The following is a 23,211-nucleotide window of genomic DNA, read 5'->3' as shown; positions in this document are numbered from 1 at the left end:
CCGGGCCTCGCGATCACCCGCGCCCCCGGCGACCGCGAGGAGCTTCGCCGGCCCAACCCGGGTGCCTAATCATGTGACCCCGGGTACGCCGAAGGGCGCCGCCGGAGTGGCGGCGCCCCACAACGTGCGCTTGTGACGAGGGTCAGACCGGCAACTGCTCCAGGAACGCCGTCCAGGAGGCCGGGGCGACCGTGAAGGTCGGGCCGTCCGGGACCTTGGAGTCACGGAGGTGCACGGCACGGGGGTGGGCTGCGACCTCTACGCAGTTGCCGCCCTCGTTGCCGCTGTAGCTCGACTTGCGCCAGTCACAGGCGACCTCGATGCACGCCCCGCCCTCGTTGTTGCTGTAGCTGCTCTTGAACCAGGCCAGTTCGGCGCTCATAGCTGATCCGCCATCCTCTCGATCAGTTCTGCGGACTCCCACGGCGTGAGCGACTGGGCCCGCAACTTTCCGAAGCGGTCGATAAGTTGGTTGACCTGCTGCGGCTTGGAGATCAACGTACCTCCGACCTGACCCTCGTCGTACCCCCAATTGCGGCCGTCCGGAGTACTCGCCAATTGAAACGGACCGGTCAGGCCCGCGTGCGCAGTCCGCCCCGTGGGCATCACCTGCACCATTAGGTGGTTCATCGTCTGCATGCACTCCAGTACGTGCAGCAACTGGTTGCGCAGCACCGTCTTCCCGCCGATGGGCCGCTGGAGTACCGACTCCTCAATGACGTACGCGACGATCGGCAACGGGTCCCGGCTCAGCACCGCCTGCCGTTCCAGTCGGGCTTCCACATGCTTCTGGATCTCGGCCTCGGAGAACTGCGGAACGCGTTCCTCGTACAGCGCCTGGATGTACTCCTCGGTCTGGAGCAGACCCGGAAAAAACATGTTCTCGTACGCACTGATGCTGGACGCGATCTTCTCCAGCCGTACCCACCCCACGAACGTACGCGGGTACTTCTCGTCGTCCATCAGCGCGATGCACGACCGCAGCGCGCCCCGCGCGTCCAGCACCGCGTCGGCGTCCTGGAGGAAGCTCGACGTCGGGATGCGCTCGCCCCGTTCGTACGCGCCCGCCAGCGACTCCGAGATGAGCAGCCGGTCCCCCACGTCCTGCCTCGTCAGCCCCGCCCGCGAGCGGAAGTTCTTGATCAGGTCCCCCACGTGCTTGCGTGCCGGGGACGGCTCCGCCGTGGTCGTTTTCGCGTCACTCGACTTGCTGGTTGCCACAAGATCACCCTGCCTTTCCACATCGTCCCGATGTGCACCGAGTTCCTCTGGTCACGCTACGCATTCGTGCCGATGCTTGGAGGCATGACCAGTGAAAATCTCCCCGATTGGGTACCGGCTTCGGGCCACCAACTCCGGCTCACCGGAATCCACTTCGACGCCATCCGGCTCCGAGGGGTGCGCGGTGAGGCCGTACTGCACCATCTCGCCACGCTCACGGACGGGGCGCCGGGGCCCGTCGTACGGGAAGTCTGCGGGGGCCGGTGGACGTACTTCCTGATTCCGCCCGGGTCCTCGTACGACTTCGACTGGCCGCCGGGGGCCACCTGCTTCGGGCCCGCCGCGCGCGACCAGTACGTCGGGATCCCCGCCGCACACGGCAACACGTATCCGCTGCACTGGCGGTGCGATCCGCCCGTGGAGGGGAAGTTCGTGGATCCGGAACTGCTGCACGCGGTGGTCACCGCTCAGCTGTGCCGGGAGCCGGAATAGCGGGCACACGCGGACGCGCCCCGCCCGGAGACGATCCCGGACGGGGCGCTGTGGCGGTGCGGCGGTCAGCCGTTGGTGTGGCGCCTGCGCCACCAGACCAGTGCGCCGCCTGCGGCCAGGAGCAGTACGGCGATCCCGGCGATGGCGAGGACCTGGGTCCCGGTGTCGGCCAGGCCGCCGCTGTCGCCCCTGCCTGCCGGGGCGGACGGGTTCTGGTGTCCGTTCGGCGGGGCGGACGGCGGGACCGGCGCGTGCGAGGCCGGGCTGCTGGGCTCACCGGTGGGCGGGCCCGAGTGGGTGGGTGTGGGGGTGGGCGTGCTGCCGCCCCCACCTCCGGTGCGGGTCAGGCCGTCGCCGCCGAGCAGAAGCAGACGGTCGTTCTCGGCGCTGTCCGAGAGGGCCTGCGCGCTGATCTTGGCGGACCTGGGCAGATAGCGGTGCTCGGTCTTGAACTGCACCGGGCTGACGTTCTTCCTGGGCGCCTTGGAGAAGTCGACGCCGCCCATGACGCAGGTCTTCTGCTGCCCGGCGAACTCGCACGGGTAGCTGTAGTCGCCCTTGGTGAAGGACGTCACGTAGTCGTCGTACGTCTTCTTCGGCGTCCACGAGGCGTTGGGGCTGCGCAGCGGCCAGCGCTTCACGTCATTGCTGTTGATGATCGCGTGGTACTCCGAGGGCGTCTTCGTGTTCTTCGCGTCCTGCTGGCGTACGTACTCGGCGGCCACCCGCGCACTGTAGACGCGGCGCAGATCGGCGTACTCCGGTGCGGTGTTGACCTTCTTCTCGATGTCCGGGGTGATGGTCTGCCGGGCCAGGTCGGCGGCGGTCTTCTGCTGCTCCTTCGTCAGGTGGCAGTCACCGTTCGGGCTCGGGGTCCTGAAGTTGATCTCCAGCGTGTTGACCTTCAGCGGGGTGTCGAGGATGTAGAGGCCGTTGTCGTCGGCGCGGACCTTGGCCTGCTGGGGCACGATCCAGTTGCGGAGCCCGGTGCCGCACTGGAGGCCGGCGGCCCGCATGGCGGCCCAGTACTTCTTGCCGAGGCCCTGGCGCGGGTCCAGGTCCTTCGCGTAGTCGTGCTTCATCTGGAGGTCGGCCTGGAGCAGCACCCGCCCGGCGTCGGTCCTGCCGAATGTCGGGTCCATGATCTTGTCGGGCTGGTCCGGGTTGAGGTTGACCCAGAACTTGTCCGGGGTCAGCGCCAGCCAGGCGAAGAAGCTGTCCGAGATGAGCTGCGCCTTGGCCTTGCCGCCCCAGCCGTACCGGGACGACTCGTCCTGGACCTTGTCGGCGGAGAACGCGTACGGCAGGCCCTTGCCGGACGTGCCCGGCTTGCCGACGTAGGCGAGGTCGAGCGTGGAGAAGTCGACTCCGCCGGGGCCGCGTACGCCGGTGCCCCGGGGGCCACTGGCGCTGACGCGCCTGAGCTGGTCGGCCATGTCCTTCGGAGTCGCCGGGGACTGGTCGACCGTACGGGAGGCGCCGCCGGCGGCCCGGTTGCTGCCGCCCGCGGCGAAGTTCGGGTCGCTCCTGGTCACGCCCTTGACGGCCTTGTACTGCGGGAGGCTCTCGGAGCGGTGCTCGTAGGCGGTGACCCGGGGGCGACCGCGGTCGTCCATCCCGGCCTGGTTGCCCAGCCGTTGGAGGTACCTCGACGTGGCGGAGTCCTTCGACTCGCCGTTGACATAGGTGACGCGGGCGTTGCGGCGCCGGGGGTCCTCCAGGAACGCCTTGTTGGCCGCGTCCTGGCCGGTGTCCCGGCCGGGTCCCGCCTTGAACTCGACGTACTTGTCCTGCTTGTAGTTCACGGCGTCGAACTTGCGGACCATCGGCTTCGTCCGGCCGGTCTTGGGGTCCTTCACCATGATGGTCTTGCCGTTCTTGTCCTTGACCTCGATCTCCTCGTTGCACAGCCAGTCCGGGCCGAGCAGCCCGAGGTCCTTGACGGCCTTCTGCTCGAAGGACGACCCGCGTTTGTTGTTGTTGTTCGGCAGGATCCACGCGTCGGACAGCCACTTCTCGAAGCTGCCGTAGCGGGTGTCCTTCCAGGACTTCTTCACCATGTAGTCGCGGTACTGCGCGAAGACCCGGTCCGGGGTGTTCTGCCCGTACTGTTTGTAGGGCTTGAGCCCTTCGAGGAACTGCCGCTGCTCCTCGGGTGAGCCCTTCAGCGTGAGGCCGTCCATGGCCTGGCGCGGGGCGTCGAAGTCGTACGAGTCCCAGTACCGCTTGTCGCGGACGTGGATGTTCTGGTCCCACGGCTGGACCGGGTTCTCGCTGCCGTCGATCCCGTACTTCTCGTCGCAGCGCTTGCCCTTGTCGGCGTAGGCGGTGCCGGACAGCTGGGGCAGTCCGACGACCGCGAGGACACCGGCGGTGGCCAGGGCGAGCGTGGTGCGTGCGAGGGAGCGGTGGCGCCTGGGTTTGGTGTCGGTGTCGGTACGTGGGCGGTGGTGCGCGGGTATGAGTCGGTTCACTGTGGGTTCTCCGACGGGAGCCCGGACATGGATGTGCGCGCGGCGCCAAGGGCCCCCGTTGACATGTATGGCGCCGCCGAAGGGCCGACAGTAGCCCTCGCGGCGCACAGGAGTCGCACAGTTTCCCGGGCGTGCCATCGGTCAACTCCCTTTGCACACAGGATCGTTACAAGGGGCGGGCCGGACGCTCGTAGGCTCTGTCCGCATGGATGCGATCGACACTCCCGAATGGGCCGACAACCCCCGGCTCCGCGCGTGGCTGGCCGCTCAGGAGGGGGCCTTCCCCGCGTGGTCGGCCGGGCACGGCGGCGGCTGGGACTTCACGCCCGGCTCCCTGGACCGGCTCGAAGCGCTCGTACGCGCCCGCTTCACCACCTGGCAGGAGGCGGACGCGGCCCGCGAATCGGAGCTGCTCCAGGTGGCGTCCTGGTATCTCGGCGAGGTCCAGGTGCGGCACTGCGGGGCGCGGTGGCGCTGCGACCCGGACGAGCCGGACCGGCCGCCGGTCGCGGGCGGGTACCCGCTGGTGACGGTCGCCCGTACGGAGCTGAGCGAGGCGGAGCAGGAGCTGCTGGCCCGCGAGGAGGAAGAGGAGGGCGACCCGACGCCGGTGGTGGACCCGGCCGCCCGGATCCGGGCGCTCTTCACGACGCCGGACAGCCACTTGCGTGAAGTGGTCGGCTGGTTCGAGGACTTCCGGGGGTGGCTGGCCGGGGAGGCGTGAGGCGAGACCGGGGAGACGTGAGGGCGGGGAGGCAGACGTGAGAGCGGGGGCGCGGGGTGGCCGGAGGGGCACCCAGCCGGGCCCACAATGGCGTTCATGAACCCCACCTCCTCCGCCGCCGAGGACGCCGCCTTCACGGACTTCCTGCACACGCTGCGGGTCTGGGACCTGCCGGAGCTGCCGGAGTTCGACCCGGACACCGCGCCCGCCGCGCCCCTGCCGCTCTTCCGGGAGTGGCTGCGCTCCGCCGCGGCGGCCGGTCAGCCCGAGCCGCACGTCATGACCCTGGCCACCGTCGACGCGGACGGCCGTCCCGACGTACGGACCCTGATGCTGCACGGCGCGGACGCCCGCGGCTGGCACTTCGCCTCGCACTCGGGGAGCGCCAAGGGCCGCCAGCTGGCCGCCTGTCCGGAGGCCGCGCTCGGCTTCTACTGGCCCGCGCAGGCCCGGCAGGTCCGGGTGCGCGGTCGGGTGACGGCGGCCCCGGCGGCGGAGAGCCAGGCCGATCTGCACGGCCGCTCGACCGGGGCGCTGGCCGCTGCGCTCACCGGGCGGATGAGTGGCGTACTGGGGTCGCTCGACGAGCTGGAGCGCGCGTCGGCCACCGCCTGGGAACGGGCCCGGGCGGAACCGGAGGCGCCGGTACCGAGCTGGACCCGGTATGTCCTGGACCCGGCCGAGGTGGAGTTCTTCCAGGGCGACGCGCGGCGCCGCCATGTCCGGCTGCGCTACCGGCGTACGGAGGGGCGCTCCGCATCGCCCGAGGAGAGCCGTGAGACGAGCCGGGACGAGAGCCGGTCGGACTGGGTGCGCGAGCTGCTCTGGCCGTAGGGCGTCACCGCGGCCAGCCTGCGCCGGCGCACCACCCGGCCCGCGAGCCCGAACCCGGCGCCGGCCAGCGCGAGCAGCGTGCCGGCGAGGAGGCTCAGGGTGAGCAGCAGCGTCATCGCCGGGTTGGCGATGATCCGGCCCCGGACCGCCCGCACCGGGAGGGTGCCCGACGCGTCGGCCAGGAACTGCCGGGAGTCCTCCGCGTCGGCGCGGTTGTCGCCGAGGGTGAACATCCGGCCGTGCGGCACGAGGACGTCGTACGCATCGGACGCGCCCTCGTCACCGTCGTTGAGGTACGGCTCGTCCAGCGGGGAGCCGTTGAGGACCAGCTGCTTGCCGTCGAAGACGAGATGGTCGCCGCCGAGCGCGATGACGCGCTGGAGGACGTCGGCGCCGTCGTAGCGGTCCGGGGTGCGGTAGAGGACCACGTCGCCGTGGTGCAGCCCGCCGCCGTCGTTCTTCTCGATGGCCACCCGGTCGCCCTTGGCGTACGCCGGAACCATCGAGTCACTGGTCACGCTGACCGACTCGTACCCACGGAATCCCCAGAAGGCGGCGACGGCCAGGAGCACCATGCCCAGACCACCCAATACCCACCCAGTGACCGTCAGTCCACGCCCAGCGCGCATACCGGACCTCCTTCGTCATCTGTTCCTGCGTACGGACCTCCGGGATCGTTACCGGACGGACACGGGGTGCGGCCGCCCGGTCACTCCCGCCCCGGGTGGGGGTCCCGGTCCGGGCCGGGGCGGGGGCCGGGGCCGGGGCCGGGGCCGGGGGTGGGGGTGGGGGCTGAGCCGGAGTGGGGGTCCGGGTTCGGGTCGGGGGCTGGGACCGGGCCGGGGCGGGGGTCTGGGCCGGGGCGGGGGTCGGGGTCGGGGTCGGGGTACGGATCCGTCGCGAGCCGGGCGTGCAGATGCGCGTCGCGGTAGGTGCCGGGCCGCTGGGCCTGGTGCATCCCGTCGCGCCGGGTGCCCTCGTACGCGTAACCGCAGCGCTCCGCGACCCGGCAGGATGCGGTGTGCTCGACGGCGTGGCCGAGTTCGATGCGGTGAATCCCGTGCTGCTCGAAGGCCCAGCGGGTGCACAGCTCAAGCGCGCGGCGGGCGATGCCCCGGCCGCGCAGCCCCGGCGCGACCCAGTAACCGACCGAGGCCCGGCACATGTGCCGGTCGATCCCTGACAGCCCGACCCCGCCGACGACCACGCCGCCCTCGACGACGGCGTACTGCGCCAGCTCCCCGCGCTGCCACCCGGCAGCACGGTTCCGGATCGCGGCGCGGGCACCGGCCAGATCGGTGACGGGGAGCAGCGGGGTGTTCCAGCGCAGGTACTCGGGGTCGGTGACGCCACGCAGCAGCGCCTCGGCATCCGCGTCCTCCCAGGCCCGGAGTTCCAGGCCGAGGCCGTGCACCTCCGGCTGCGTCTGTATGTCGGTCATGCGGCTATTCAACACGCGGGGGGCGGGAGGGGTTTCCGGGGGGAGGGGGCGCGGGGGCGGGAGAACGCCCGCCCCCGCCCGACGGGCCTTCGAAGCAGCGCCACCCGGGCCGGTCCCGGAGGAACGGTCAAGCGCCTGAAGAAGGAGAACGCACGTCTGCGTGCGGAGCGCGGCGGCCGGGGAACATCGTCACGGGCTCGGGCCTTGAGCCGATCAGCAGGGAAGGGCCGCGTCCAGATAGTCCTGCACAGGCTCGAAGAGCCCGTACGGCACGTATGCAGGGATGTCGCCGTGGGCGACCCAGGCCAGTTCGGCGAGTTCCTCGGTGTCCGCGACGTGGGCCGTACCGCTCAGCACGGCGCACGCGGTGTACGACATCAGCCGGCCCGTCTTCGGGTGGACCCGCTCGCCGAGCAGCTTCACCGCCGCCACGGTCAGCCCGGTCTCCTCCTGCGTCTCTCGTACGGCGGCGTCCTCACGGGCCTCGCCGGGCTCGACCTCTCCGGCCGGGAACTGCCAGGAGAGCTGTCCCTCGCTCACCCGGCGGCGGACCATGAGCACACGGCCCTCATGAACGACGATGGCGGCGGCGATACCCGGCCGTTCATCTGTGTTCTGCTGCGTCATGTCTGCTCCTCCAGGACGGCCAGGACGGGTGGAAAGATCGTATCGACGGAGATGAAGCGGGGCACGGCGTTTCTCGGGACCCACATCACGTCGATGTTCTCGGCCATATCGCTGTTGGTGGCTTCGCCGGCCAGGTACTCACAGAGGAAGTATTCGCACAGCACGCCGGTCGCGGGGTGCAGGCGGTTCCCGAGGTGCTTCCGTACCGCGCAGTGGACCCCAGTCTCGTCCAACGTCTCGCGCACCGTGGTGGTCTCTGCCTTGCCTCCTGGCTTGATGACCCCTGCCGGGAACTGCCAGGTGATGCCCGCAGTGTCGCTGTCCCGTCGGCAGACCAGAAGGACGTCGCTGTCGCGGACGACCACCCCGATGGCCACGCGCAGTGCCTGCGCGCGGGGCGGGATCGTGTCTGCTGGCGCCTGCTCCTTCGCCAGCAAGAGCGCGAAGCGCTGCTGAGCAGCGGCCGGAGCATGCTCGTGCGCCGTGTCGAGGAGTTGTTGCATCTCCCGGCGAGGGATGACAGACGCCTCGGCATGCCAGCTCGCTACTGTCCTGACGGCGATGCCCAGGTGAGCGGCGAACTGTTCGTTGCCGAGTCGCAGGGCGGACTGCAGCAGGCACGCGTACCGGCCACTCCAGCGCTCGACCACGTCCACGAGGACTGCCCCCTCATCGCTGCCTCAGTGCAGGAACCCCGTCTGCCGGAACTGCACTCCCACTGCACCGGCACTGCATGGCCTCGCGCAGAGAGGCCCGGAAGAATCGAAGTCACCGGGAGCCGAGGAACCACCGCCAAAAGCTCAGCTCCTGGGAGGCGTACGAGAACCGCGAGAGCGCCGGACAACCACAGGGGGATTCTAGGTGCCCATGCTCAGCGGATAGCAACGAAAGGCAAGTTGGCCAGACCAGGACGTTAGGCGAACTGGTCTCCGCTCCCTGACAGATGACCGCCTATCTGGGGCCTTGCCCGCACGTCTGACCCACCCCGTCAACGCCGGTAACCTCAACAATCGACGGCTGATAGCACGTCACGTTGGTTATATGGGAAGGCGAAAGGGAGTCAATGGCCGAGGTTCAGGCACACACTGTCGAGCGCACGCTCGTCCTGCTCAAGCCCGATGCGCTGGCGCGCGGCCTGGCAGGAAGGGTCATCTCGCGGTTCGAGGACGCCGCACTGAAGATCGTCGGCACGAAGATGAAGTGGATGGACGAGGAGTTCACCCGCAAGCACTACTTCGACCTGGAGGAGCGGCTTGGGGCAGAGGTCTACAACGTCACCTCGACGTTCATGCAGCAGGGGCCGGTCATCGCTTTGGTGCTGGAGGGCTTCGACGCCATCGCCACGGTCCGCAAGATCGTCGGTAGCACGTACCCGAACCAGGCTCCGGCCGGCACGGTGCGGGGAGACCTCTCCCATTACAGCTCGGCGGCCAGCGTCGCCTCGGGCAAGGCAGTCGCGAACCTCGTGCACGCCTCTGGCAACGCGGAGGAGGCGAAGCAGGAGGTGGAGCTGTGGTTCGACAAGGACGAACTTCAGGACTACAAGACGCTGGCCGAGATCTACACGTACTAACAGCGGGTCACGGCGTCACCGCGGTGGCGCCGGGGCGTTGATTACCACTGGGGCACGACTGTTTGAACCGAGAGGGCACCATGACCAACCAGACCCGCATGGCCTCCACCGACGAGCTGGAGTCGATCTTCCAGCGTGAGCTGGCGACCGACCGGTGGGCCGCCACCGAGACCGCGTACGCCCTGGCCCTGCGCCACCGCGACCTGGGCGACTGGACCGCGTCGCGTGAATGGGTGCAGCAGTGCCTTCGTCTGTTGGAGGGTGTCCCCAGCGAGACGGAGGAGCAGGTCGCCACCAGCCGTACGTCGGTGGGAGGCGTTCAGCTGCCGACCTACCTGCACACGGGAGTCGTCGAGGAGCGCTTCGGCGCCCTCGACTGACACCCGCCGATCCACCGGGGGGATGCGGCCGGTTACTGCATCGGCCGCATCCCCCTCGTTCTACCACCAACCCCATAGCGATCACCCGACCGGACATCCCCGCACCGCACGGTCCGGCTGGCTTCGCCATGCCTGAAACGAGGAGGCAGCGACCCCGTGGCCGTTGAGATCGAGATGCGAGCCCGCTTCACCAAGGAGTTCCACGACCAGCTCGTCACCCGCCTGGAGGAGGACGGCGAGGACCTGGGTCCCGACGACAAGCACATCTACTTCTACGTGCTGCCCCACCAGCTCCTGAAGGTAACCGACAACACCGCCGCCGGCACCGCCAAGATCACCCTCAAGGGGAGCAAGATCGGGCAGGGTGTGGCCTTCGCGGAGACCGAGTTCGCCATCGCCCCCGCCGACGTCCCCTCCGCGGTGAAGGTGTTCAACGCCATCGGGTTCGAGACGGCCATGCACGAGGCGTTCAACTTCCGTCACAACTTCCGCTTCGGCGACGTCGAGATCGCGGTCAAGTGGAGTGAGGCGTGGGGCTACCACGCCGAGTTCGAGGTGCTGCTGGAGGACGGCGCCTCGGGCGCCGCCCGCGCCGAGGCCGAGGCCAGGATCACGGACGTCGCCACGGCACTCGGCGTGACCCTGATGACGGAGCAGGAGCTGGCCGACTTCACCGCCGCCTTCGAGGCGGCCGAGAAGGAGCGCGAGCAGCAGGCCGCGCCGATCCGGTAGTGAACATCACCGCGGAGACCACCAAGGGGGTGGGCACGAGTGAGCACGACCCCGTTGACCGCAAGTCTGATCGACCTGGCTGCCCGAAAGCAGCTCCCGCTCCACCAGCACATGGACCACGCCACCGTCGCGTGGATCAGCAATCACAGGCCCGACCTCCCACTGGCACCGCAGCCGGCCTTGCGCCCGCAGTCGAAGGAGATGCTCGCACTCGGCGGATTGCCCACCCGGTGGTGGGCGGAACCCCGCCTGTACACGTCGCTCCATGGAGTCCGGCACGCCATGAGGACGGCGGCCCTCGCCGCCGTCCTCGCCGAGACGAATGGCCTTGACGACACCGACACCGCCACGGCAATCCTGGCCGCCGCCGTACATGACTGCCAGCGGCGCCACGATCTGGATGACCAAGGACACGGCGCTCGCGCTGCCATCTGGCTCGCCGCCAACGCCGACATAACTTGGGGCCACTTCGGCCACGCTGCCACACCCCGGCGGATCGTGCAGGCGGTCACGGCCGTCCGACTGCACGACACCCCGTACGAAGCGTTCACCGCAGACGACAAGTCGGACCATGCCCGCGCCGAGCGCATCACCGACGTGGTCAAGGCCGCCGATGCCCTGGACCGCTACCGCCTGCCGAAGCTGAAGTGGTGGCCGGACGCCCGGTACGTGCGCGAATCTGCCTTCAGCCAACTGCGTGGCCTTGCGTTCGACTTGGTCCTGGTCTCGGAGCGGGCTTACCTCGCCGGGGCCGGCGGTACCGCAGCCGTTCGCTACGCGCTCGCCGAGAAGGGTCTGATCTGACCATGGACTTCCGCGACGCCTACCACCTGTGGGCCGACGCGCATGCCTTCTTCGGCTCCGCTCTCATCCCGAGCCCGTCCGACCACACCGACCCACTCGCCGCCCAGACCGCGGGCTGGGACAGACGTCTTGTCGAGGAGACCCCGAACGGGCAGCTGATGCGGCGCAACGCCCTCTTCGACGCCCTGAGCGGGAACGGCAAGCTGCACCTGCTACATGTCACCCACGCCTTGGAGGAGATCAGCCGACAGGGAGTGCTCTACCCGTCGGGCGGCTGCCTCGTCGGCAGCATCTACTGCGCGCCGCTCACCGCTACCGACCGAGGGTTCCGCATGCACAACCTCGGTTCCTACGTCCTGACCAAGGAAGCGCCGACCTTCCTGGCCAAGCTCGGCGTCACCGATCGCGTCCCCACTCCGCTGATCTTCGAAATCAACACCCCGCCGCAGGCGTATCGCGGCCTCGCCGGAGTGGACTACCTACGACTGGGCCTCATCCACCTACAGATCTACAGCCACCTCGAATACCTGCTGAGCAAGAACGAACGGCACCAGCTGCGCGAAACCGTCGTCAGCCGGGTCAAGAACTCGGCCACGTTCCTCGCCACCGCTTCCGCCGTCGTCTGCCAGGGCACCCAAGTCGACGCCGAGGCGTTCCTCAAGCTGCTCGACGAGACGATCCCCCGCCTACCGATACTCGGCTACCTGTACTTCGAAGCAGTAGCCGAGTACCTGATGCTCCACTCGGCCTCCCGGCACACCCGGCGCCTGGCCGAGCTTGGCGAGCTGAACAACTGGCTGTACAAGGAGATGCTGTTCGCCTCCTTTCCCGCGATGACCGGAAAGTTCGACCTGGCGCGGTTCCGGCCCCGTCCGAAACAGCTGGCCGCGCTCATCCACCGAGTCGACCCGACTATCGACACCGACCACGCGAACGCGTACCTGGTCGCGCGGGTCAGCTACCTCGTCGCCGCCCGCCTCTTCGCCGCCGGCGAGGCTCCTGAAGCCTGGCACCACACGCGCTGGGAGTTCGACTCCCTCGCCACGCAGCTCGGACCGCTCCTCGGCCACCTCATCCACAGGGAGCTGCGCACCTTCGGCCGCTACCCCGACTTCTACTTCTACTTCGACCAGCACAAGGCGCTGCAGGCCTGGAACTACTGGAACCACATGGACATCGTCGTTCCGTTCAACGGCACGATGCCCAAGGGAGAGATCGGCATCAACCCGGCCTACCCCAACCTCGAATACCGCGTCTGGCGTGCCGAGCAGGACGACGCCGGCCACCTCCACCCGGCTGATGAGCTCGCGCTGACCATCGCCCCACGCCTGGTGGACATCAAGTACACCCTCATGCGAAACAACCAGTGGACGGCCCCCGCGCCCAGCGCAGCCTGACCACCGCCACTATCCGCGGCACACACCCCATCCTGAGCAACCTCACACGCAGGAGATCCGTGATGAGTCCCTCCGGCACGCCCTCCGTCGACTGCCTCGGCGGGCAGATCGCCTCCGTCCTCGCCGACCCCGCCACCCCCCAGGGCCTCGCCCGCGCCCTCCGGGCCGCCGCCAAGGAGATCGAACTTCACCGCTACCACCACGCCAGCCGCCGTGCCTGCCCCAACGGTCACATCGACGACAAGCCCGCCAAGGTCCAGATCGGCGGAGGAGCCCACCGCATCGACGGCTTCTTCAACGTTGACCTCGTCCCGCCGGCCGACCTTCTGTGGGACGTCCGCGAGGGCATCCCTCTCCAGGACGACAGCACCGCCGAGATCTTCTCCGAACACTTCCTGGAGCACATCGACTACCCCCGCTCCGCCAAGCTCTACATCCGCGAGGCCCACCGCGTCCTCATGCCGGGCGGCCGGATCATCACGGGCGTCCCCGACGCCGCCTTCGCCCTCAACCAGTACCCCGGCCCCCTGGACGCCACCGACGAGACGATCGAACGCTGGTACGCCAAGCGCGACTGTCGCAGCGATATCAACACCCGGCTCGACCTTGTCAACCTCGTCTTCCGCGACCAGGACGACGACCCCACGTACACCCCGCACCTGTGGGCCTACGACCACGAGAAACTCGTCCACCTGTTCACCGAGGCCGGTTTCACCGAAGTCGGGACCTGGGAATTCGACCCCACGATGGCCAACCCGAAGCGCCGCTGGGGCAGCGTCTACGTCGCCGCCACGAAGTAGCCCCTGCAGCGGCCTTCGGGTCCGGGACTCCCGGTCCCGGACGCAGCCCCGTATCGTCCGCCACGACCGCCTCCAGGCCCGGCGCACATACCGTGGACTCGTACGGATCGTCCCGAAGGATCCGGCGGTCCTTCACACGGGACGCCGCGACCTACGCGTCAGCCGGAGACGGCCGGTTCCGTCGGCGTTGTCCAGTGGTGGCGCACCCACATGGCCAGCGTGAGCACCAGCTCGCCGTCCTGCCACTGCGGACCGATGTGTTCGAAGTTGCTGATGAAGAACGTGGGGCGCAGGATCGTCGCGCGCAAGCCGAGCGCCGCGATGTGCCGTTCCACTTCGCCTTTGCTCGCGAAGTGCCCTACTCGACCCGGGTTCTCGGCGCCGCCGACGGAGCGCAGACGAAGTGCGTGACGCCGGCGCGGGCGGCCGCGTCCGCGCCGGCTCTGCCCTGCCGCACTTCACCTGCCTCGCTGTCCGGCCCTTCGATGCTCTGCAGGCGATCCGGGCCGCTCAGGTCGCATCACCTTCGCCCTCAGGAGTCCTCCGGATGCGGGGAGAGGGGGCGCGCTCCCCCTTTCGTGAACGCTCTTTCCAAGGACGCTGTTTTCGAAGAAGCCCTGTTGCCATCCGTGCTTCCGGCGCGACAGTACGTGGCCCATGCGTGCCCCCGTACGGCTGAAGGGGTTGCCCTATCCGTCGTGTGCTTCGCTCTCGGTCGCAAGTGTCTGCTGGGTGGCCGCCCACGACGCCAGGAGCGCCACGTTGTCGGCGGTCGGTGTGCCCGCGGTGCGGTGTGGACGTGGAGGTGCAGGCCGGGTTCGGCGGGCAGTTCCAGGGACTCGACGTCCAGGTCGAGTCGGCCCACGATCGGGTGGCGCAGACGCTTGCGGCCGGAGCGGTGCAGCCGCACGTCCTGGGATGCCCAGCGCTGCCGGAACAGCTCACTTCGCGTCGACAATTCGCCGACCAGGGCGATCAGCTTCTCGTCGTGCGGATTGCGGCCGGCTTCCATACGTAGCTTCGTGGCGACGCCAACGGCCACGTGGTCGTAGTCGACGAAGAAATCTCCGGCCGCTGAGGAACTCCCGGATCTCGGTGCGTGGGTCCATCGTGGCCATCCCCTGACCGTAAGCCCGTCCCGCAGCCTCAAGGGGTGCCCGTCGCGGTCGTCGCGATGCCGCCGTCCACCGGGATCACTGTGCCCGTGAGGTAGGACCCGGCCCGGCCGGCGAGAAACACGGCGACACCCGCCATGTCGTCGTCCCGGCCGACCCTGCGCAGGGGGGTCGCCGCCGCGATCGTGTCGCCGATGGCATCGAGCGTGGCCGCCATCATCCGCGACGGGAACACTCCCGGCGCCACCGCGTTCACCGTGATGTGCTGCGGGCCCAGCTCTCTGGCAAGTACGCGGGTGAGCTGATGAAGTGCCGCTTTGCTGCTGGCGTACGAGTAGTTGGGCGACTGGGCGACGTGGATGGCGGCGATACTGCCGATGTTGATGATCCGCGCGGGATCTTCGGCGGTGCCCGCCTTGCGTAGTGCGGGGAGCAGCGCCTGCACCAGCCAGAACGGCGACTTGAGGTTGAGGTCGATCACGGTGTCCCATGCCTCGTCCGGGAATGTCTCCAGCGGCTCGCGCCACATCGCTCCCGCGTTGTTGACAAGGATATCGAGGCGTTCCGAGTCGGCCGTGACAAGGTCAGCGAGGCGCCGGCACTCGTCGTGCCTGGACAGGTCGGCGGGGATTGCCCGAACATCGCCGAATGCGGACAGCAGACGCTGTGCCTCCGCGCACGTGTCCGCATGGCGTGAGCTGATGACGACGCGGGCGCCCGCCTGGAGAAGGCCGCGCGCAATCATCATCCCGATTCCCTTGGTTCCGCCGGTGACCAGGGCGCGCTTCCCCCTCAGATCGAAAAGTTCTGCATGTGGGGTGAATTGGCTGTGCGCCATGGATATCCGTCTTTTCTGCCGTGGAAGAAGGGGGGAAGAATCCGCCGACACGGACACGCATTCGGGGGGCAATCGAATTGAGCTGATGGGGGAAAGCCGCAGTGCATGCCCATGGAATGTTGTCGGCGCTTTCGACTCGGCCAGGTTGACAGAGTTCAGGGCGCCTGGGAGTCCCTGGTGATACAGGTACTGCGAGAGCCCCCCGCCCGCCCTTCCCGGACGAGGAGGCCACCCGTCTCACCGTTGTGCACCGCCCCCAGCCCGTCTCACCGCTCTCCACCACCCCCGGCCCGGAACACCGGCACGCTGACGCCCGGTGTCAGTTCGCGGAACGTGACGTCCAGCTCCATCCCGATGCGGAGATCCCCCTCCGGGCAGTCGACGATCTCCGTCATCAGGCGCGGGCCCTCCGCCAGGTCCACCACGGCGGCGACGTACGGGACGCGCTCGCCGAAGGGCGGCAGGTCGTTCCGGTGCACCACCGACCAGGTGTAGAGCGTGGCCCGGCCGCTCGCCTGTTCCCAGGTGACGTCGTCGCTCCAGCAGTGCGGGCAGAACTCGCGCGGGTAGTGGTGCGGCCTGCCGCAGTCGCCGCATCGCCTGATGAGCAGTCGGCCCTCGGCGGCCGCTGCCCAGTAGGGGGCGGTGAAGGCGTCGGGTTCGGGGAGGTCGAACCGCGTGGTGGCGGGGGCAAGGGCAGGAGCAGGGGCAGATGCAGGCTTCGTCATGCGGGGATCCCCTCGTGTGGTCGGTGACGTCGACTCGCGCCGTCCGATACGTAACTGACGGTACGTCAGGTAAGTGGACGGAAGCCACCACGCACAGAGAGGCGTACACATGTGCACACGTGATCAATTCGCAATCGCTTCTGCTTTTGACCGAGACCTATCAAGCGGACAAGTCATTACGCTCAGTTCCATGGACGACACGAAGGACGACCGGCCCGTCTACGTCATAGGTGCCGGGCCGGGCGGACTGGCCGCTGCCGCCGCGCTGCGCGGGCGGGGCGTACGGGCCGTCGTCCTGGAGAAGTCCGGCGATGTCGGCGCCTCCTGGCGGCGCCACTACAACCGTCTGCATCTGCATACCACCCGGCGGCTCTCCGCGCTCCCGGGGCTGCCGATGCCGCGCCGCTTCGGGCGCTGGGTGTCGCGGGACAACGTCGTGCGGTACCTGGAGAAGTACGCCGAGTACCACAGCCTGGAGATCGTCACCGGGGTCGAGGTCACCCGGATCGACCGCGACGGCGAGTCCGGCTGGCTGCTGCACGCCACCGGCGGGCGGGAGCTGGCCGCGAGCGCGGTCGTCGTCGCCACCGGGTTCAACCACACGCCCAGGCTGCCCGACTGGCCCGGCACCGGGACCTTCCACGGGAAGCTGGTGCACGCGGGCGACTACCGCGACGCCACGCCGTACGCGGGCCGGGACGTACTCGTCGTCGGGGTGGGCAACACCGGCGCCGAGATCGCCGTCGACCTGGTCGAGGGCGGCGCCGGGCGGGTGCGGCTCGCCGTCCGTACGGTCCCGCACATCGTCCGGCGCTCCACGGCCGGCTGGCCCGCCCAGCGCACCGGCATCCTGGTCCGCAGGCTGCCGACCTGGCTGGTGGACCGGGCGGGCGGGCTGATGTGCCGGATCGCCGTGCCGGACCTGACCGGAATGGGGCTGCCGCGTCCCGACACGGGTCTGTACTCACGGGTGCGCGAGGGTGCGATCCCGGTCCAGGACGTGGGGCTGATCGACGCGGTACGGACGGGCCGGGTCGAACCGGTCGCGGCCGTCGACTCCTTCGACGACGGCAAGGTCGTACTGGCCGACGGCGCCCGGATAGCACCGGACGCGGTGATCGCCGCGACGGGCTACCGGCGGTCGCTGGAGCCGCTGGTCGGACACCTGGGCGTACTGGACGGGCGGGGCAGGCCCGTGGTGCACGGCGGGCGCACCCCGGCACAGGCGCCCGGCCTGTTCTTCACCGGGTTCACCAACCCCATCAGCGGCATGTTCCGCGAGCTGGCGATCGACGCACGGAAGATCGCCTCGGCCATCGCCCGGTGAGCCATCGCCCGGTATGCCATCGCCCGGCAGTGGGCCGGAGCGCGACCGGCGCCCGGTAGCGATCCGAAGCGCCGTGGCCCGTACTGGGGCGCCATCGGTGACGTCTCCGGTGCGACCACCGGCCGTACGGACGGTGACCCCCGGCGGCCTCAGCCCAGGCGGCGCAGGAAGGACTCGACGAGGCGGTTGGTGAAGTCCGGGCCCACGGGCTCGCCCGTCACCAGGACCCGGTAGTAGAGCGGCCCCACGATCTGGTCGGTCTCGGCCGCCACGTCGAGATCCGCGGGCAGTTCTCCCCGCCCCACCGCTCGCTCCAGTGGCGCACGGTCGCGGCGGCGCTGCTCGTCCAGATAGCGGGACCGGAACTCCTTGGCGAACGCCGGATCGTGCTGGGCCTGCGCCGTCAGGGCCCGGAAGACGGCCCCCGGATCCGAGTCGCCCAGGAAACGGCCCAGCCGGTCGAGGTGGTCGTGCAGGTCGAGCGCGATGTCGCCGTGGTCGACCGGGAGCGGCTCCTCGGCCACGTCCTGGAGGAAGGCGTCCATCAGTACGTCGGTCTTGGTGCTCCACCAGCGGTAGATGGTCTGTTTGGCGACACCGGCCCGCGCCGCCATGCCCTCCATCGTGACGCCCGAGAACCCCTTCTCGGCGAGCAGGTTGTCGGCCGCCTCCAGCACCGCGAGCCGGGCGATCTCACTGCGCCCGTGGCGGTTGCCGTGGTGGCGTCGGCCCGGTGTGCCGGCACTCCCTGCCTGCCCGGCCCCTTCCGGGGCGGCCCCTCCCCGGGCGGGCCCTTCCTGAGCGGTCCCTTCCGGGGCGGCCCCTCCCCGGGCGGGCCCTTCCTGAGCGGTCCCTTCCCGGGTGGTCCCTGCCTCAGCTCCCATGGCGCCTCCCTCTGTCCTGCCACTGCCCAGGATAGTCAGCCGCCCTAGACTGAACGCAACGGTGCGTCTACTCTACCGGCATGACCTTCACCCACACCCTGGCCGACCCCCGGGTCGAGACCGCGCTCAGCCGGATGTTCGCGAACGCCGAGCAGGACGACGCCACCGAGGCCCGTACGCGGGCCGAGCGCCCCCGGAGCGCCGAACCGAGCACACCGCAGGAGCGCGCCGACGCCGCGGCGGAGATCTACATGCCGGTCTCAGCGGCGGGCGGCCGGCTGCTCTACAACCTGGTGCGGGCCGTCCGTCCGGCCACCGTCGTGGAGTTCGGCACGTCCTTCGGCATCTCCACGCTGCACCTGGCCGCCGCCGTACGGGACAACGGCACCGGGCGCGTCATCACCACGGAGCTGAGCAAGGACAAGGTCGCCGCGGCCCGCCGCACGTTCGCCGAGACCGGTCTCGACGATGTGATCACCGTGCTGGAGGGAGACGCCCTGGAGACCCTCGGCGGTCTCGACGCACCCGCGGACTTCGTCCTGCTCGACGGCTGGAAGGATCTCTGCCTGCCGGTGCTGCGACTGCTCGAACCACGGCTGGCCCCCGGCACACTCGTGGTGGCCGACGACGTGAATCTGGGCAGTCTGCTTCCGTACCTGGAGTACGTACGCACACCGGCCAACGGCTATCAGTGCGTGACCTTCCCGGTCGAGGACGGTATGGAGATCAGCTGCCGTCTCTGAGCACCGCCACGCACCACCGAGCACCACCGAGCACAGCACCGAACACCGAACACCGAGCACCGAACACCGAGCACCGAACACAGCACCGAACAGCGCCGAGTACGAGAAGGAGAAGACCGAGGATGTGTGCCGCCTGCGGCGTACCCACCCATCTGGCCGAGCTGGACGCGGCCCTGACCGCCGAGGCGCAGACCGCGGCCCCGGCCGCCGGCACCCCCGCCGGCATACCCGTGGCCGCGGCAGCCGGCCCCTCCACCGGTACGGCCGCCCCCGCACCGGCCGGCGGCTCCGCCCCGCCCCCGAGATTCGCCGCGCTGCGCAACCGGGACTGCCGCCCGTATCTGTTCGGCGCGGCCCTGGCGATGATGGCCGACAACATCGAACACGTCATCACCTACTGGGTGTTGTGGCAGACCTTCCACTCCCCCGCCCTGACCGGCTTCCAGGTCATCAGCCACTGGGTGCCGTTCCTGCTGCTCTCGATGTGGTTCGGATCGCTGGCCGACCGTTACGACTGCCGCCGCATCATCCAGGCCGCGCAGGGGCTGTTCATGGCCGTCTCGATCACCTGGGGCGTCCTCTTCCTCACCGACTCGCTGCACATGTGGGAGGCGTGCGTCCTGCTCGTCCTGCACGGTCTGGCCGGATCGCTGTGGAGCCCCGGCGAGCAGCTGATGCTGCACGACTTCGTCGGCCCGGCCGAACTGCCCAGCGCGGTAAGGCTGAACGCCACCTTCCGCAGTCTCGGCGTCCTCTTCGGCCCCGTGGTCGGCTCCGCGCTGCTGCTTGGGCTCGGCCCCACGGCGGGCATTTTCGCCAACGTCGCCTTCTACGTACCGCTGACGCTCTTCCTCTTCCGCACCAAGTTCACCGGCCACACCCGCGACCACCACAGCAGGCCACGGGTGGGGGCGCTGGAGTCGCTGCGCGTGCTGCGGGAGATCGGCGCCAACCGCACCCTGGTCAGCATGATCATCCTGGGCGGCCTCGGCTCCTTCTTCGTCGGCGCCTCGCTCCAGTCCTCGATGCCGATCTTCGCCCATGACCTCGGCGCGGGCAGTGCCGGAACCGCGTACGGGGTGCTGCTCTTCGCCAACGGCGCGGGCGGGGTCATCGGCGGCATCGTGCTCGAAGCCACCGGGTGGGTGAAACCCCATGTGCCCGCCGCCGTCATCAGTACCGCCATCTACGGTCTGACCAGCCTCTTCTTCGCCCTCACCACCAGCTATCCGCTCGCCCTCGGACTGCTGCTGGCCGGTGGCGTCGCCAATCTGGCCTCGATGTCGATCGGCCAGACCGTCGTCCAGCTGATCGCGCCCGCCGCCGACCGCGGCCGGGTCCTGGGCGTGTACGGGATGTCCGCCAACGGGCTGCGCGCGGGCAGCGGTTTCACGGTCGGGCTCCTGGGCGCCGCGATCGGCGTCCACGCGTCGCTGGGCTTCAGCGCCGCCGCCCTGTGCCTCGGTACCGGCGCCGCCGGACTGCACGCCCTGCGCGGCCACCGGCGCGGGGCCCCGGCGGAAGCGGGATAAGGCCGGGGTGGGGCGGTCCCCGGCCGGAGCGGGGTGGACGAGAACCGGCCGTCGGCGCCGTGCGGCGGTATCGGGCGGTGCCGTACGGGGAAGACTCGCCCCGCCGGCTGCCCGCCGCCCACACCCCCACTGCACCCGCTGCCCGCCACCCCCGACTCCCACGCCTCCCGCCCCTCCCGGAGTCTTTGCTTGCAGCGGTGTTCCTGACGGGCCGTCAGTTCAGTAATCTGACTAAGCGTCAGGTAGCTTGGCCATCGAGCAGGAGCGGGCGGACACGATGCTTGGATCGACTCACGGCACCCTCACCACCGACTTCCATGCACGGGTGGTGGCCTGCGGGGAGCAGCCCCCCGTCACCGTCCACGGCACAGCGGCAGCAGAAGGCGACCTGGACGTCAGCGGACGCCCGGTGCACGCGCCCGTACCCGACCTCGACCGGTTCTTCCGGCCCGGCTCGGTGGCCGTCGTCGGCGCTTCCGACGCCGAGGGCCGGCCGAACACCGGGATCACCCGCCAGCTGATCGCCTGGTCGGAGCGGGTCGGCGCAACACTCCACCCGGTGCACCCGACCCGTACCGCCGTCTTCGGCCTGCCCTGCTCCCCCACCGTGGCCGACCTGCCGGAGCCGGTCGACCTCGCCGTACTCCTGGTCGCGGACCCGCTGCCGCTCATCCCCCAACTGGCCGACGCCAAGGTGAAGTTCGCAGTGGCCTTCGCCTCCGGCTTCGCCGAGACGGGCGAGCGGGGCGCGGACGCCCAGACCCGGCTGACAGCCGCCGTCGAGCGCTCGGGGCTGCGGCTGCTCGGCCCCAACACGAACCTCAACGCCTTCGAGAAGTTCCGCGACGACCTGGAGGGCCCGGCGGTCGCCCTCATCACCCAGTCCGGTCACCAGGGCCGCCCGGTCTTCGCCATGCAGGAGCTGGGCATCCGGCTCTCGCACTGGGCGCCCACCGGCAACGAGGCCGATCTGGAGACCTCCGACTTCATCTCGTACTTCGCCGAGCGCCCCGAGGTCGGCGCCATCGCCTGCTACGTCGAGGGCCTCAAGGACGGCCGGGCCTTTCTGCTGGCCGCCGACCGTGCGGCGCGGGCCGGGGTGCCGGTGGTGGCCGTGAAAGTGGGGCGTACGGAGACGGGGGCCAGGTCCGCCGCCTCGCACACCGGGAAGCTCACCGGCGCCGATCAGGTGGTCGACGCGGCCATGCGGCAGTACGGGGTGATCCGGGTGAACGGCCTGGACGAACTCCAGGACACGTCAGCCCTGTTGGCGCGGGCGAGGAAGCCGCGGGCCGACGGCGTGGTGGTGTACTCGATCTCCGGCGGCACGGGTGCGCACTTCGCGGATCTGGCGACGGAGGCCGGGATCGCCCTGCCGGTCCTCTCGGCGGAGAAGCAGGCCGAGCTGCACACCTGGATACCGGAGTACCTGAACGTCGCGAACCCCGTCGACAACGGCGGCCACCCGGTGGGCGACTGGCGCGGCCGGAAGATCATCGACGCGATCCTGGCGGACCCGGACGTGGGGGTGCTGATCTGTCCGATCACCGGCCCCTTCCCGCCGATGAGCGACCGGCTGGCCCAGGACCTGGTGGACGCGGCGGAGGCGACCGACAAGCTGGTGTGCGTGGTGTGGGGGTCGCCGGTGGGCACCGAGGAGGCGTACCGCACGACCCTGCTCGGCTCGTCGCGGGTGGCGACCTTCCGTACGTTCGGCAACTGCGTCACGGCGGTCAAGGCGTATCTGGACCACCACCGCTTCACCACCGGCTACCGCTCCCCCTTCGACGAGGCCCCCCGGACCCCGTCCCCGTCCTTCCGCAAGGCCCAGGCCCTGATGCGCCCGCACCAGCAGCTGAGCGAGCACGCGGCGAAGCAGCTGCTGCGGGCGTACGGGATCCGTGTCCCGCGCGAACAGCTGGTGACCAGTGCGGCTGCGGCGGTCCGGGCGGCGGGGCAGGTGGGGTACCCGGTGGTCATGAAGGCGTCCGGCGCCCAGCTCGGGCACAAGACCGAGCTGGGGCTGGTGAAGGTGGGCCTGACCTCGGCGAGCCAGGTACGGGACGCGTACCGGGAGCTGACCGACATCGCCCGGTACGAAGCGGTCGACCTGGACGGCATCCTGGTCTGCCAGATGGTGGAGCGCGGTGTCGAGATGGTCGTCGGCGTCACCACGGACGCCCTGTTCGGCCCGACGGTGACGGTGGGACTCGGCGGGGTCCTGGTGGAGCTGCTCGACGACACGGCCGTACGCGTACCGCCCTTCGGCGAGGACCAGGCGCGCGCGATGCTGGCCGAACTGCGATGCCACGCCCTGCTGGAGGGCGGCGTACGGGGTGCGCCCGCGGCGGATGTGGACGCGCTGGTGGAGGTGGTGCTGCGGATCCAGCGCATGGCACTGGAGCTGGGCGACGAGCTGGCGGAGCTGGATGTGAACCCGCTGATGGTGCTGGGGCGGGGGCAGGGGGCGGTGGCGCTGGATGCGCTGGCGGTGTGCCGGTGAGCCTCCCGGCCGAGGGCGCGGCCTGACCTTGCCCGGGGCTCC

At 69.8% G+C, this 23,211-nt stretch carries 25 protein-coding genes; 13 read left to right on the top strand and 12 right to left on the bottom strand.

The window, feature by feature from the left end; all coding sequences use genetic code 11:
• Window positions 1-142 precede the first annotated feature (142 nt).
• Complete coding sequence (locus ACWGKJ_RS22890; RefSeq protein WP_385017972.1) at window positions 143-382, bottom strand: DUF397 domain-containing protein; 240 nt, start codon at window positions 380-382, stop codon at window positions 143-145.
• Window positions 379-1,221 carry a helix-turn-helix domain-containing protein gene (locus ACWGKJ_RS22885; RefSeq protein WP_385017970.1) on the bottom strand — a complete coding sequence of 281 codons (843 nt, stop codon included), beginning with the start codon at window positions 1,219-1,221 and terminating at the stop codon, window positions 379-381. The genes ACWGKJ_RS22890 and ACWGKJ_RS22885 overlap by 4 nt, the downstream gene beginning before the upstream one ends.
• Window positions 1,222-1,305: 84 nt before the next feature.
• Between ACWGKJ_RS22885 and ACWGKJ_RS22880 the strand changes: the two genes are divergently transcribed.
• Window positions 1,306-1,713, top strand: a complete 408-nt coding sequence (locus tag ACWGKJ_RS22880; protein ID WP_385017968.1) for a hypothetical protein — start codon at window positions 1,306-1,308, stop codon at window positions 1,711-1,713.
• A gap of 65 nt (window positions 1,714-1,778) precedes the next feature.
• On the opposite strand, the gene ACWGKJ_RS22875 is transcribed toward ACWGKJ_RS22880, so the two are convergent.
• On the bottom strand, window positions 1,779-4,187 hold the full coding sequence (locus ACWGKJ_RS22875) for an LPXTG cell wall anchor domain-containing protein (protein ID WP_385017966.1): 2,409 nt from the start codon (window positions 4,185-4,187) through the stop codon (window positions 1,779-1,781).
• Window positions 4,188-4,392: 205 nt separating this feature from the next.
• On the opposite strand from ACWGKJ_RS22875, the gene ACWGKJ_RS22870 reads away from it, so the two are divergent.
• Both ACWGKJ_RS22870 and ACWGKJ_RS22865 read left to right on the top strand, forming a co-directional pair.
• Window positions 4,393-4,911, top strand: coding sequence for a hypothetical protein (locus ACWGKJ_RS22870; protein ID WP_385017964.1), 519 nt, complete (start codon window positions 4,393-4,395; stop codon window positions 4,909-4,911).
• Window positions 4,912-4,998: 87 nt separating this feature from the next.
• Window positions 4,999-5,745 carry a pyridoxine/pyridoxamine 5'-phosphate oxidase gene (locus ACWGKJ_RS22865; RefSeq protein WP_385017962.1) on the top strand — a complete coding sequence of 249 codons (747 nt, stop codon included), beginning with the start codon at window positions 4,999-5,001 and terminating at the stop codon, window positions 5,743-5,745.
• On the opposite strand, the gene lepB is transcribed toward ACWGKJ_RS22865, so the two are convergent.
• From lepB to ACWGKJ_RS22845, 4 genes are all read right to left on the bottom strand, one after another.
• Entirely contained in the window at window positions 5,643-6,374 is a 732-nt protein-coding gene (gene lepB / locus ACWGKJ_RS22860; protein WP_385017960.1) for a signal peptidase I, read from the bottom strand. The genes ACWGKJ_RS22865 and lepB overlap by 103 nt on opposite strands.
• 80 nt (window positions 6,375-6,454) lie before the next feature.
• The gene (locus ACWGKJ_RS22855; RefSeq protein WP_385017958.1) at window positions 6,455-7,186 is read right to left on the bottom strand and encodes a GNAT family N-acetyltransferase; all 732 of its coding nucleotides are present in this window, start codon (window positions 7,184-7,186) and stop codon (window positions 6,455-6,457) included.
• A 213-nt stretch (window positions 7,187-7,399) separates the two neighbouring features.
• Window positions 7,400-7,813 (bottom strand): NUDIX hydrolase, encoded by a 414-nt coding sequence (locus ACWGKJ_RS22850; protein WP_385017956.1) that lies wholly within the window; start codon window positions 7,811-7,813, stop codon window positions 7,400-7,402.
• Window positions 7,810-8,469 carry an NUDIX hydrolase gene (locus ACWGKJ_RS22845; protein ID WP_385017954.1) on the bottom strand — a complete coding sequence of 220 codons (660 nt, stop codon included), beginning with the start codon at window positions 8,467-8,469 and terminating at the stop codon, window positions 7,810-7,812. The genes ACWGKJ_RS22850 and ACWGKJ_RS22845 overlap by 4 nt, the downstream gene beginning before the upstream one ends.
• 407 nt (window positions 8,470-8,876) lie before the next feature.
• Here ACWGKJ_RS22845 and ACWGKJ_RS22840 point away from each other — a divergent pair, with 407 nt between their 5' ends.
• The 6 genes from ACWGKJ_RS22840 to ACWGKJ_RS22815 all read left to right on the top strand — a co-directional run bounded on the left by ACWGKJ_RS22840 (window position 8,877) and on the right by ACWGKJ_RS22815 (window position 13,499).
• Window positions 8,877-9,386: a nucleoside-diphosphate kinase gene (locus tag ACWGKJ_RS22840; RefSeq protein WP_385017951.1), complete on the top strand. Its 510-nt coding sequence runs from the start codon at window positions 8,877-8,879 to the stop codon at window positions 9,384-9,386.
• An 80-nt stretch (window positions 9,387-9,466) separates the two neighbouring features.
• Window positions 9,467-9,766, top strand: a complete 300-nt coding sequence (locus ACWGKJ_RS22835) for a hypothetical protein (protein ID WP_453315802.1) — start codon at window positions 9,467-9,469, stop codon at window positions 9,764-9,766.
• Between the two features lie 156 nt (window positions 9,767-9,922).
• Complete coding sequence (locus tag ACWGKJ_RS22830) at window positions 9,923-10,498, top strand: hypothetical protein (RefSeq protein WP_385017947.1); 576 nt, start codon at window positions 9,923-9,925, stop codon at window positions 10,496-10,498.
• 39 nt (window positions 10,499-10,537) lie between these two features.
• A complete protein-coding gene (locus ACWGKJ_RS22825; RefSeq protein ID WP_385017945.1) occupies window positions 10,538-11,302 on the top strand; it encodes a hypothetical protein in 765 nt (254 codons plus the stop codon).
• A gap of 2 nt (window positions 11,303-11,304) precedes the next feature.
• Window positions 11,305-12,699: a hypothetical protein gene (locus ACWGKJ_RS22820; protein ID WP_385017943.1), complete on the top strand. Its 1,395-nt coding sequence runs from the start codon at window positions 11,305-11,307 to the stop codon at window positions 12,697-12,699.
• A gap of 62 nt (window positions 12,700-12,761) precedes the next feature.
• Window positions 12,762-13,499, top strand: coding sequence for a class I SAM-dependent methyltransferase (locus ACWGKJ_RS22815; RefSeq protein ID WP_385017941.1), 738 nt, complete (start codon window positions 12,762-12,764; stop codon window positions 13,497-13,499).
• 158 nt (window positions 13,500-13,657) lie between these two features.
• Here ACWGKJ_RS22815 and ACWGKJ_RS22810 read toward each other — a convergent pair whose 3' ends face one another.
• From ACWGKJ_RS22810 to ACWGKJ_RS22795, 4 genes are all read right to left on the bottom strand, one after another.
• A complete protein-coding gene (locus tag ACWGKJ_RS22810; RefSeq protein ID WP_385017939.1) occupies window positions 13,658-13,834 on the bottom strand; it encodes a hypothetical protein in 177 nt (58 codons plus the stop codon).
• A 197-nt stretch (window positions 13,835-14,031) separates the two neighbouring features.
• Window positions 14,032-14,541 carry an MmyB family transcriptional regulator gene (locus ACWGKJ_RS22805; RefSeq protein WP_385017937.1) on the bottom strand — a complete coding sequence of 170 codons (510 nt, stop codon included), beginning with the start codon at window positions 14,539-14,541 and terminating at the stop codon, window positions 14,032-14,034.
• 104 nt (window positions 14,542-14,645) lie between these two features.
• Window positions 14,646-15,452: an SDR family oxidoreductase gene (locus ACWGKJ_RS22800; protein WP_385017935.1), complete on the bottom strand. Its 807-nt coding sequence runs from the start codon at window positions 15,450-15,452 to the stop codon at window positions 14,646-14,648.
• A gap of 266 nt (window positions 15,453-15,718) precedes the next feature.
• Window positions 15,719-16,180, bottom strand: coding sequence for a Zn-ribbon domain-containing OB-fold protein (locus ACWGKJ_RS22795; protein WP_385017933.1), 462 nt, complete (start codon window positions 16,178-16,180; stop codon window positions 15,719-15,721).
• A 190-nt stretch (window positions 16,181-16,370) separates the two neighbouring features.
• Between ACWGKJ_RS22795 and ACWGKJ_RS22790 the strand changes: the two genes are divergently transcribed.
• Window positions 16,371-17,507: a flavin-containing monooxygenase gene (locus ACWGKJ_RS22790; RefSeq protein WP_385017931.1), complete on the top strand. Its 1,137-nt coding sequence runs from the start codon at window positions 16,371-16,373 to the stop codon at window positions 17,505-17,507.
• A gap of 149 nt (window positions 17,508-17,656) precedes the next feature.
• On the opposite strand, the gene ACWGKJ_RS22785 is transcribed toward ACWGKJ_RS22790, so the two are convergent.
• Window positions 17,657-18,391: a TetR/AcrR family transcriptional regulator gene (locus tag ACWGKJ_RS22785; RefSeq protein WP_385017929.1), complete on the bottom strand. Its 735-nt coding sequence runs from the start codon at window positions 18,389-18,391 to the stop codon at window positions 17,657-17,659.
• A gap of 80 nt (window positions 18,392-18,471) precedes the next feature.
• Here ACWGKJ_RS22785 and ACWGKJ_RS22780 point away from each other — a divergent pair, with 80 nt between their 5' ends.
• The 3 genes from ACWGKJ_RS22780 (at window position 18,472) to ACWGKJ_RS22770 (ending at window position 23,169) form a co-directional block, all read left to right on the top strand.
• On the top strand, window positions 18,472-19,134 hold the full coding sequence (locus tag ACWGKJ_RS22780) for an O-methyltransferase (protein ID WP_385017927.1): 663 nt from the start codon (window positions 18,472-18,474) through the stop codon (window positions 19,132-19,134).
• A 122-nt stretch (window positions 19,135-19,256) separates the two neighbouring features.
• Complete coding sequence (locus ACWGKJ_RS22775; RefSeq protein WP_385017925.1) at window positions 19,257-20,666, top strand: MFS transporter; 1,410 nt, start codon at window positions 19,257-19,259, stop codon at window positions 20,664-20,666.
• A 277-nt stretch (window positions 20,667-20,943) separates the two neighbouring features.
• Window positions 20,944-23,169 (top strand): acetate--CoA ligase family protein, encoded by a 2,226-nt coding sequence (locus tag ACWGKJ_RS22770; RefSeq protein WP_385017923.1) that lies wholly within the window; start codon window positions 20,944-20,946, stop codon window positions 23,167-23,169.
• Window positions 23,170-23,211 lie beyond the last annotated feature (42 nt).

The organism is Streptomyces sp. NPDC054757 (genome assembly GCF_053612185.1).
This window is presented reverse-complemented; position numbering and strand designations above follow the sequence as displayed.

What these genes read in the sequence shown, in the direction of transcription:
- ACWGKJ_RS22890 (WP_385017972.1), bottom strand. Translation starts at nt 382, where the DNA reads ATGAGCGCCGAACTGGCCTGGTTCAAGAGCAGCTACAGCAACAACGAG.
- ACWGKJ_RS22880 (WP_385017968.1), top strand. Translation starts at nt 1,306, where the DNA reads ATGACCAGTGAAAATCTCCCCGATTGGGTACCGGCTTCGGGCCACCAA.
- ACWGKJ_RS22870 (WP_385017964.1), top strand. Translation starts at nt 4,393, where the DNA reads ATGGATGCGATCGACACTCCCGAATGGGCCGACAACCCCCGGCTCCGC.
- ACWGKJ_RS22865 (WP_385017962.1), top strand. Translation starts at nt 4,999, where the DNA reads ATGGCGTTCATGAACCCCACCTCCTCCGCCGCCGAGGACGCCGCCTTC.
- lepB (WP_385017960.1), bottom strand. Translation starts at nt 6,374, where the DNA reads ATGCGCGCTGGGCGTGGACTGACGGTCACTGGGTGGGTATTGGGTGGT.
- ACWGKJ_RS22855 (WP_385017958.1), bottom strand. Translation starts at nt 7,186, where the DNA reads ATGACCGACATACAGACGCAGCCGGAGGTGCACGGCCTCGGCCTGGAA.
- ACWGKJ_RS22850 (WP_385017956.1), bottom strand. Translation starts at nt 7,813, where the DNA reads ATGACGCAGCAGAACACAGATGAACGGCCGGGTATCGCCGCCGCCATC.
- ACWGKJ_RS22840 (WP_385017951.1), top strand. Translation starts at nt 8,877, where the DNA reads ATGGCCGAGGTTCAGGCACACACTGTCGAGCGCACGCTCGTCCTGCTC.
- ACWGKJ_RS22835 (WP_453315802.1), top strand. Translation starts at nt 9,467, where the DNA reads ATGACCAACCAGACCCGCATGGCCTCCACCGACGAGCTGGAGTCGATC.
- ACWGKJ_RS22820 (WP_385017943.1), top strand. Translation starts at nt 11,305, where the DNA reads ATGGACTTCCGCGACGCCTACCACCTGTGGGCCGACGCGCATGCCTTC.
- ACWGKJ_RS22815 (WP_385017941.1), top strand. Translation starts at nt 12,762, where the DNA reads ATGAGTCCCTCCGGCACGCCCTCCGTCGACTGCCTCGGCGGGCAGATC.
- ACWGKJ_RS22800 (WP_385017935.1), bottom strand. Translation starts at nt 15,452, where the DNA reads ATGGCGCACAGCCAATTCACCCCACATGCAGAACTTTTCGATCTGAGG.
- ACWGKJ_RS22795 (WP_385017933.1), bottom strand. Translation starts at nt 16,180, where the DNA reads ATGACGAAGCCTGCATCTGCCCCTGCTCCTGCCCTTGCCCCCGCCACC.
- ACWGKJ_RS22790 (WP_385017931.1), top strand. Translation starts at nt 16,371, where the DNA reads ATGGACGACACGAAGGACGACCGGCCCGTCTACGTCATAGGTGCCGGG.
- ACWGKJ_RS22785 (WP_385017929.1), bottom strand. Translation starts at nt 18,391, where the DNA reads ATGGGAGCTGAGGCAGGGACCACCCGGGAAGGGACCGCTCAGGAAGGG.
- ACWGKJ_RS22780 (WP_385017927.1), top strand. Translation starts at nt 18,472, where the DNA reads ATGACCTTCACCCACACCCTGGCCGACCCCCGGGTCGAGACCGCGCTC.
- ACWGKJ_RS22775 (WP_385017925.1), top strand. Translation starts at nt 19,257, where the DNA reads ATGTGTGCCGCCTGCGGCGTACCCACCCATCTGGCCGAGCTGGACGCG.
- ACWGKJ_RS22770 (WP_385017923.1), top strand. Translation starts at nt 20,944, where the DNA reads ATGCTTGGATCGACTCACGGCACCCTCACCACCGACTTCCATGCACGG.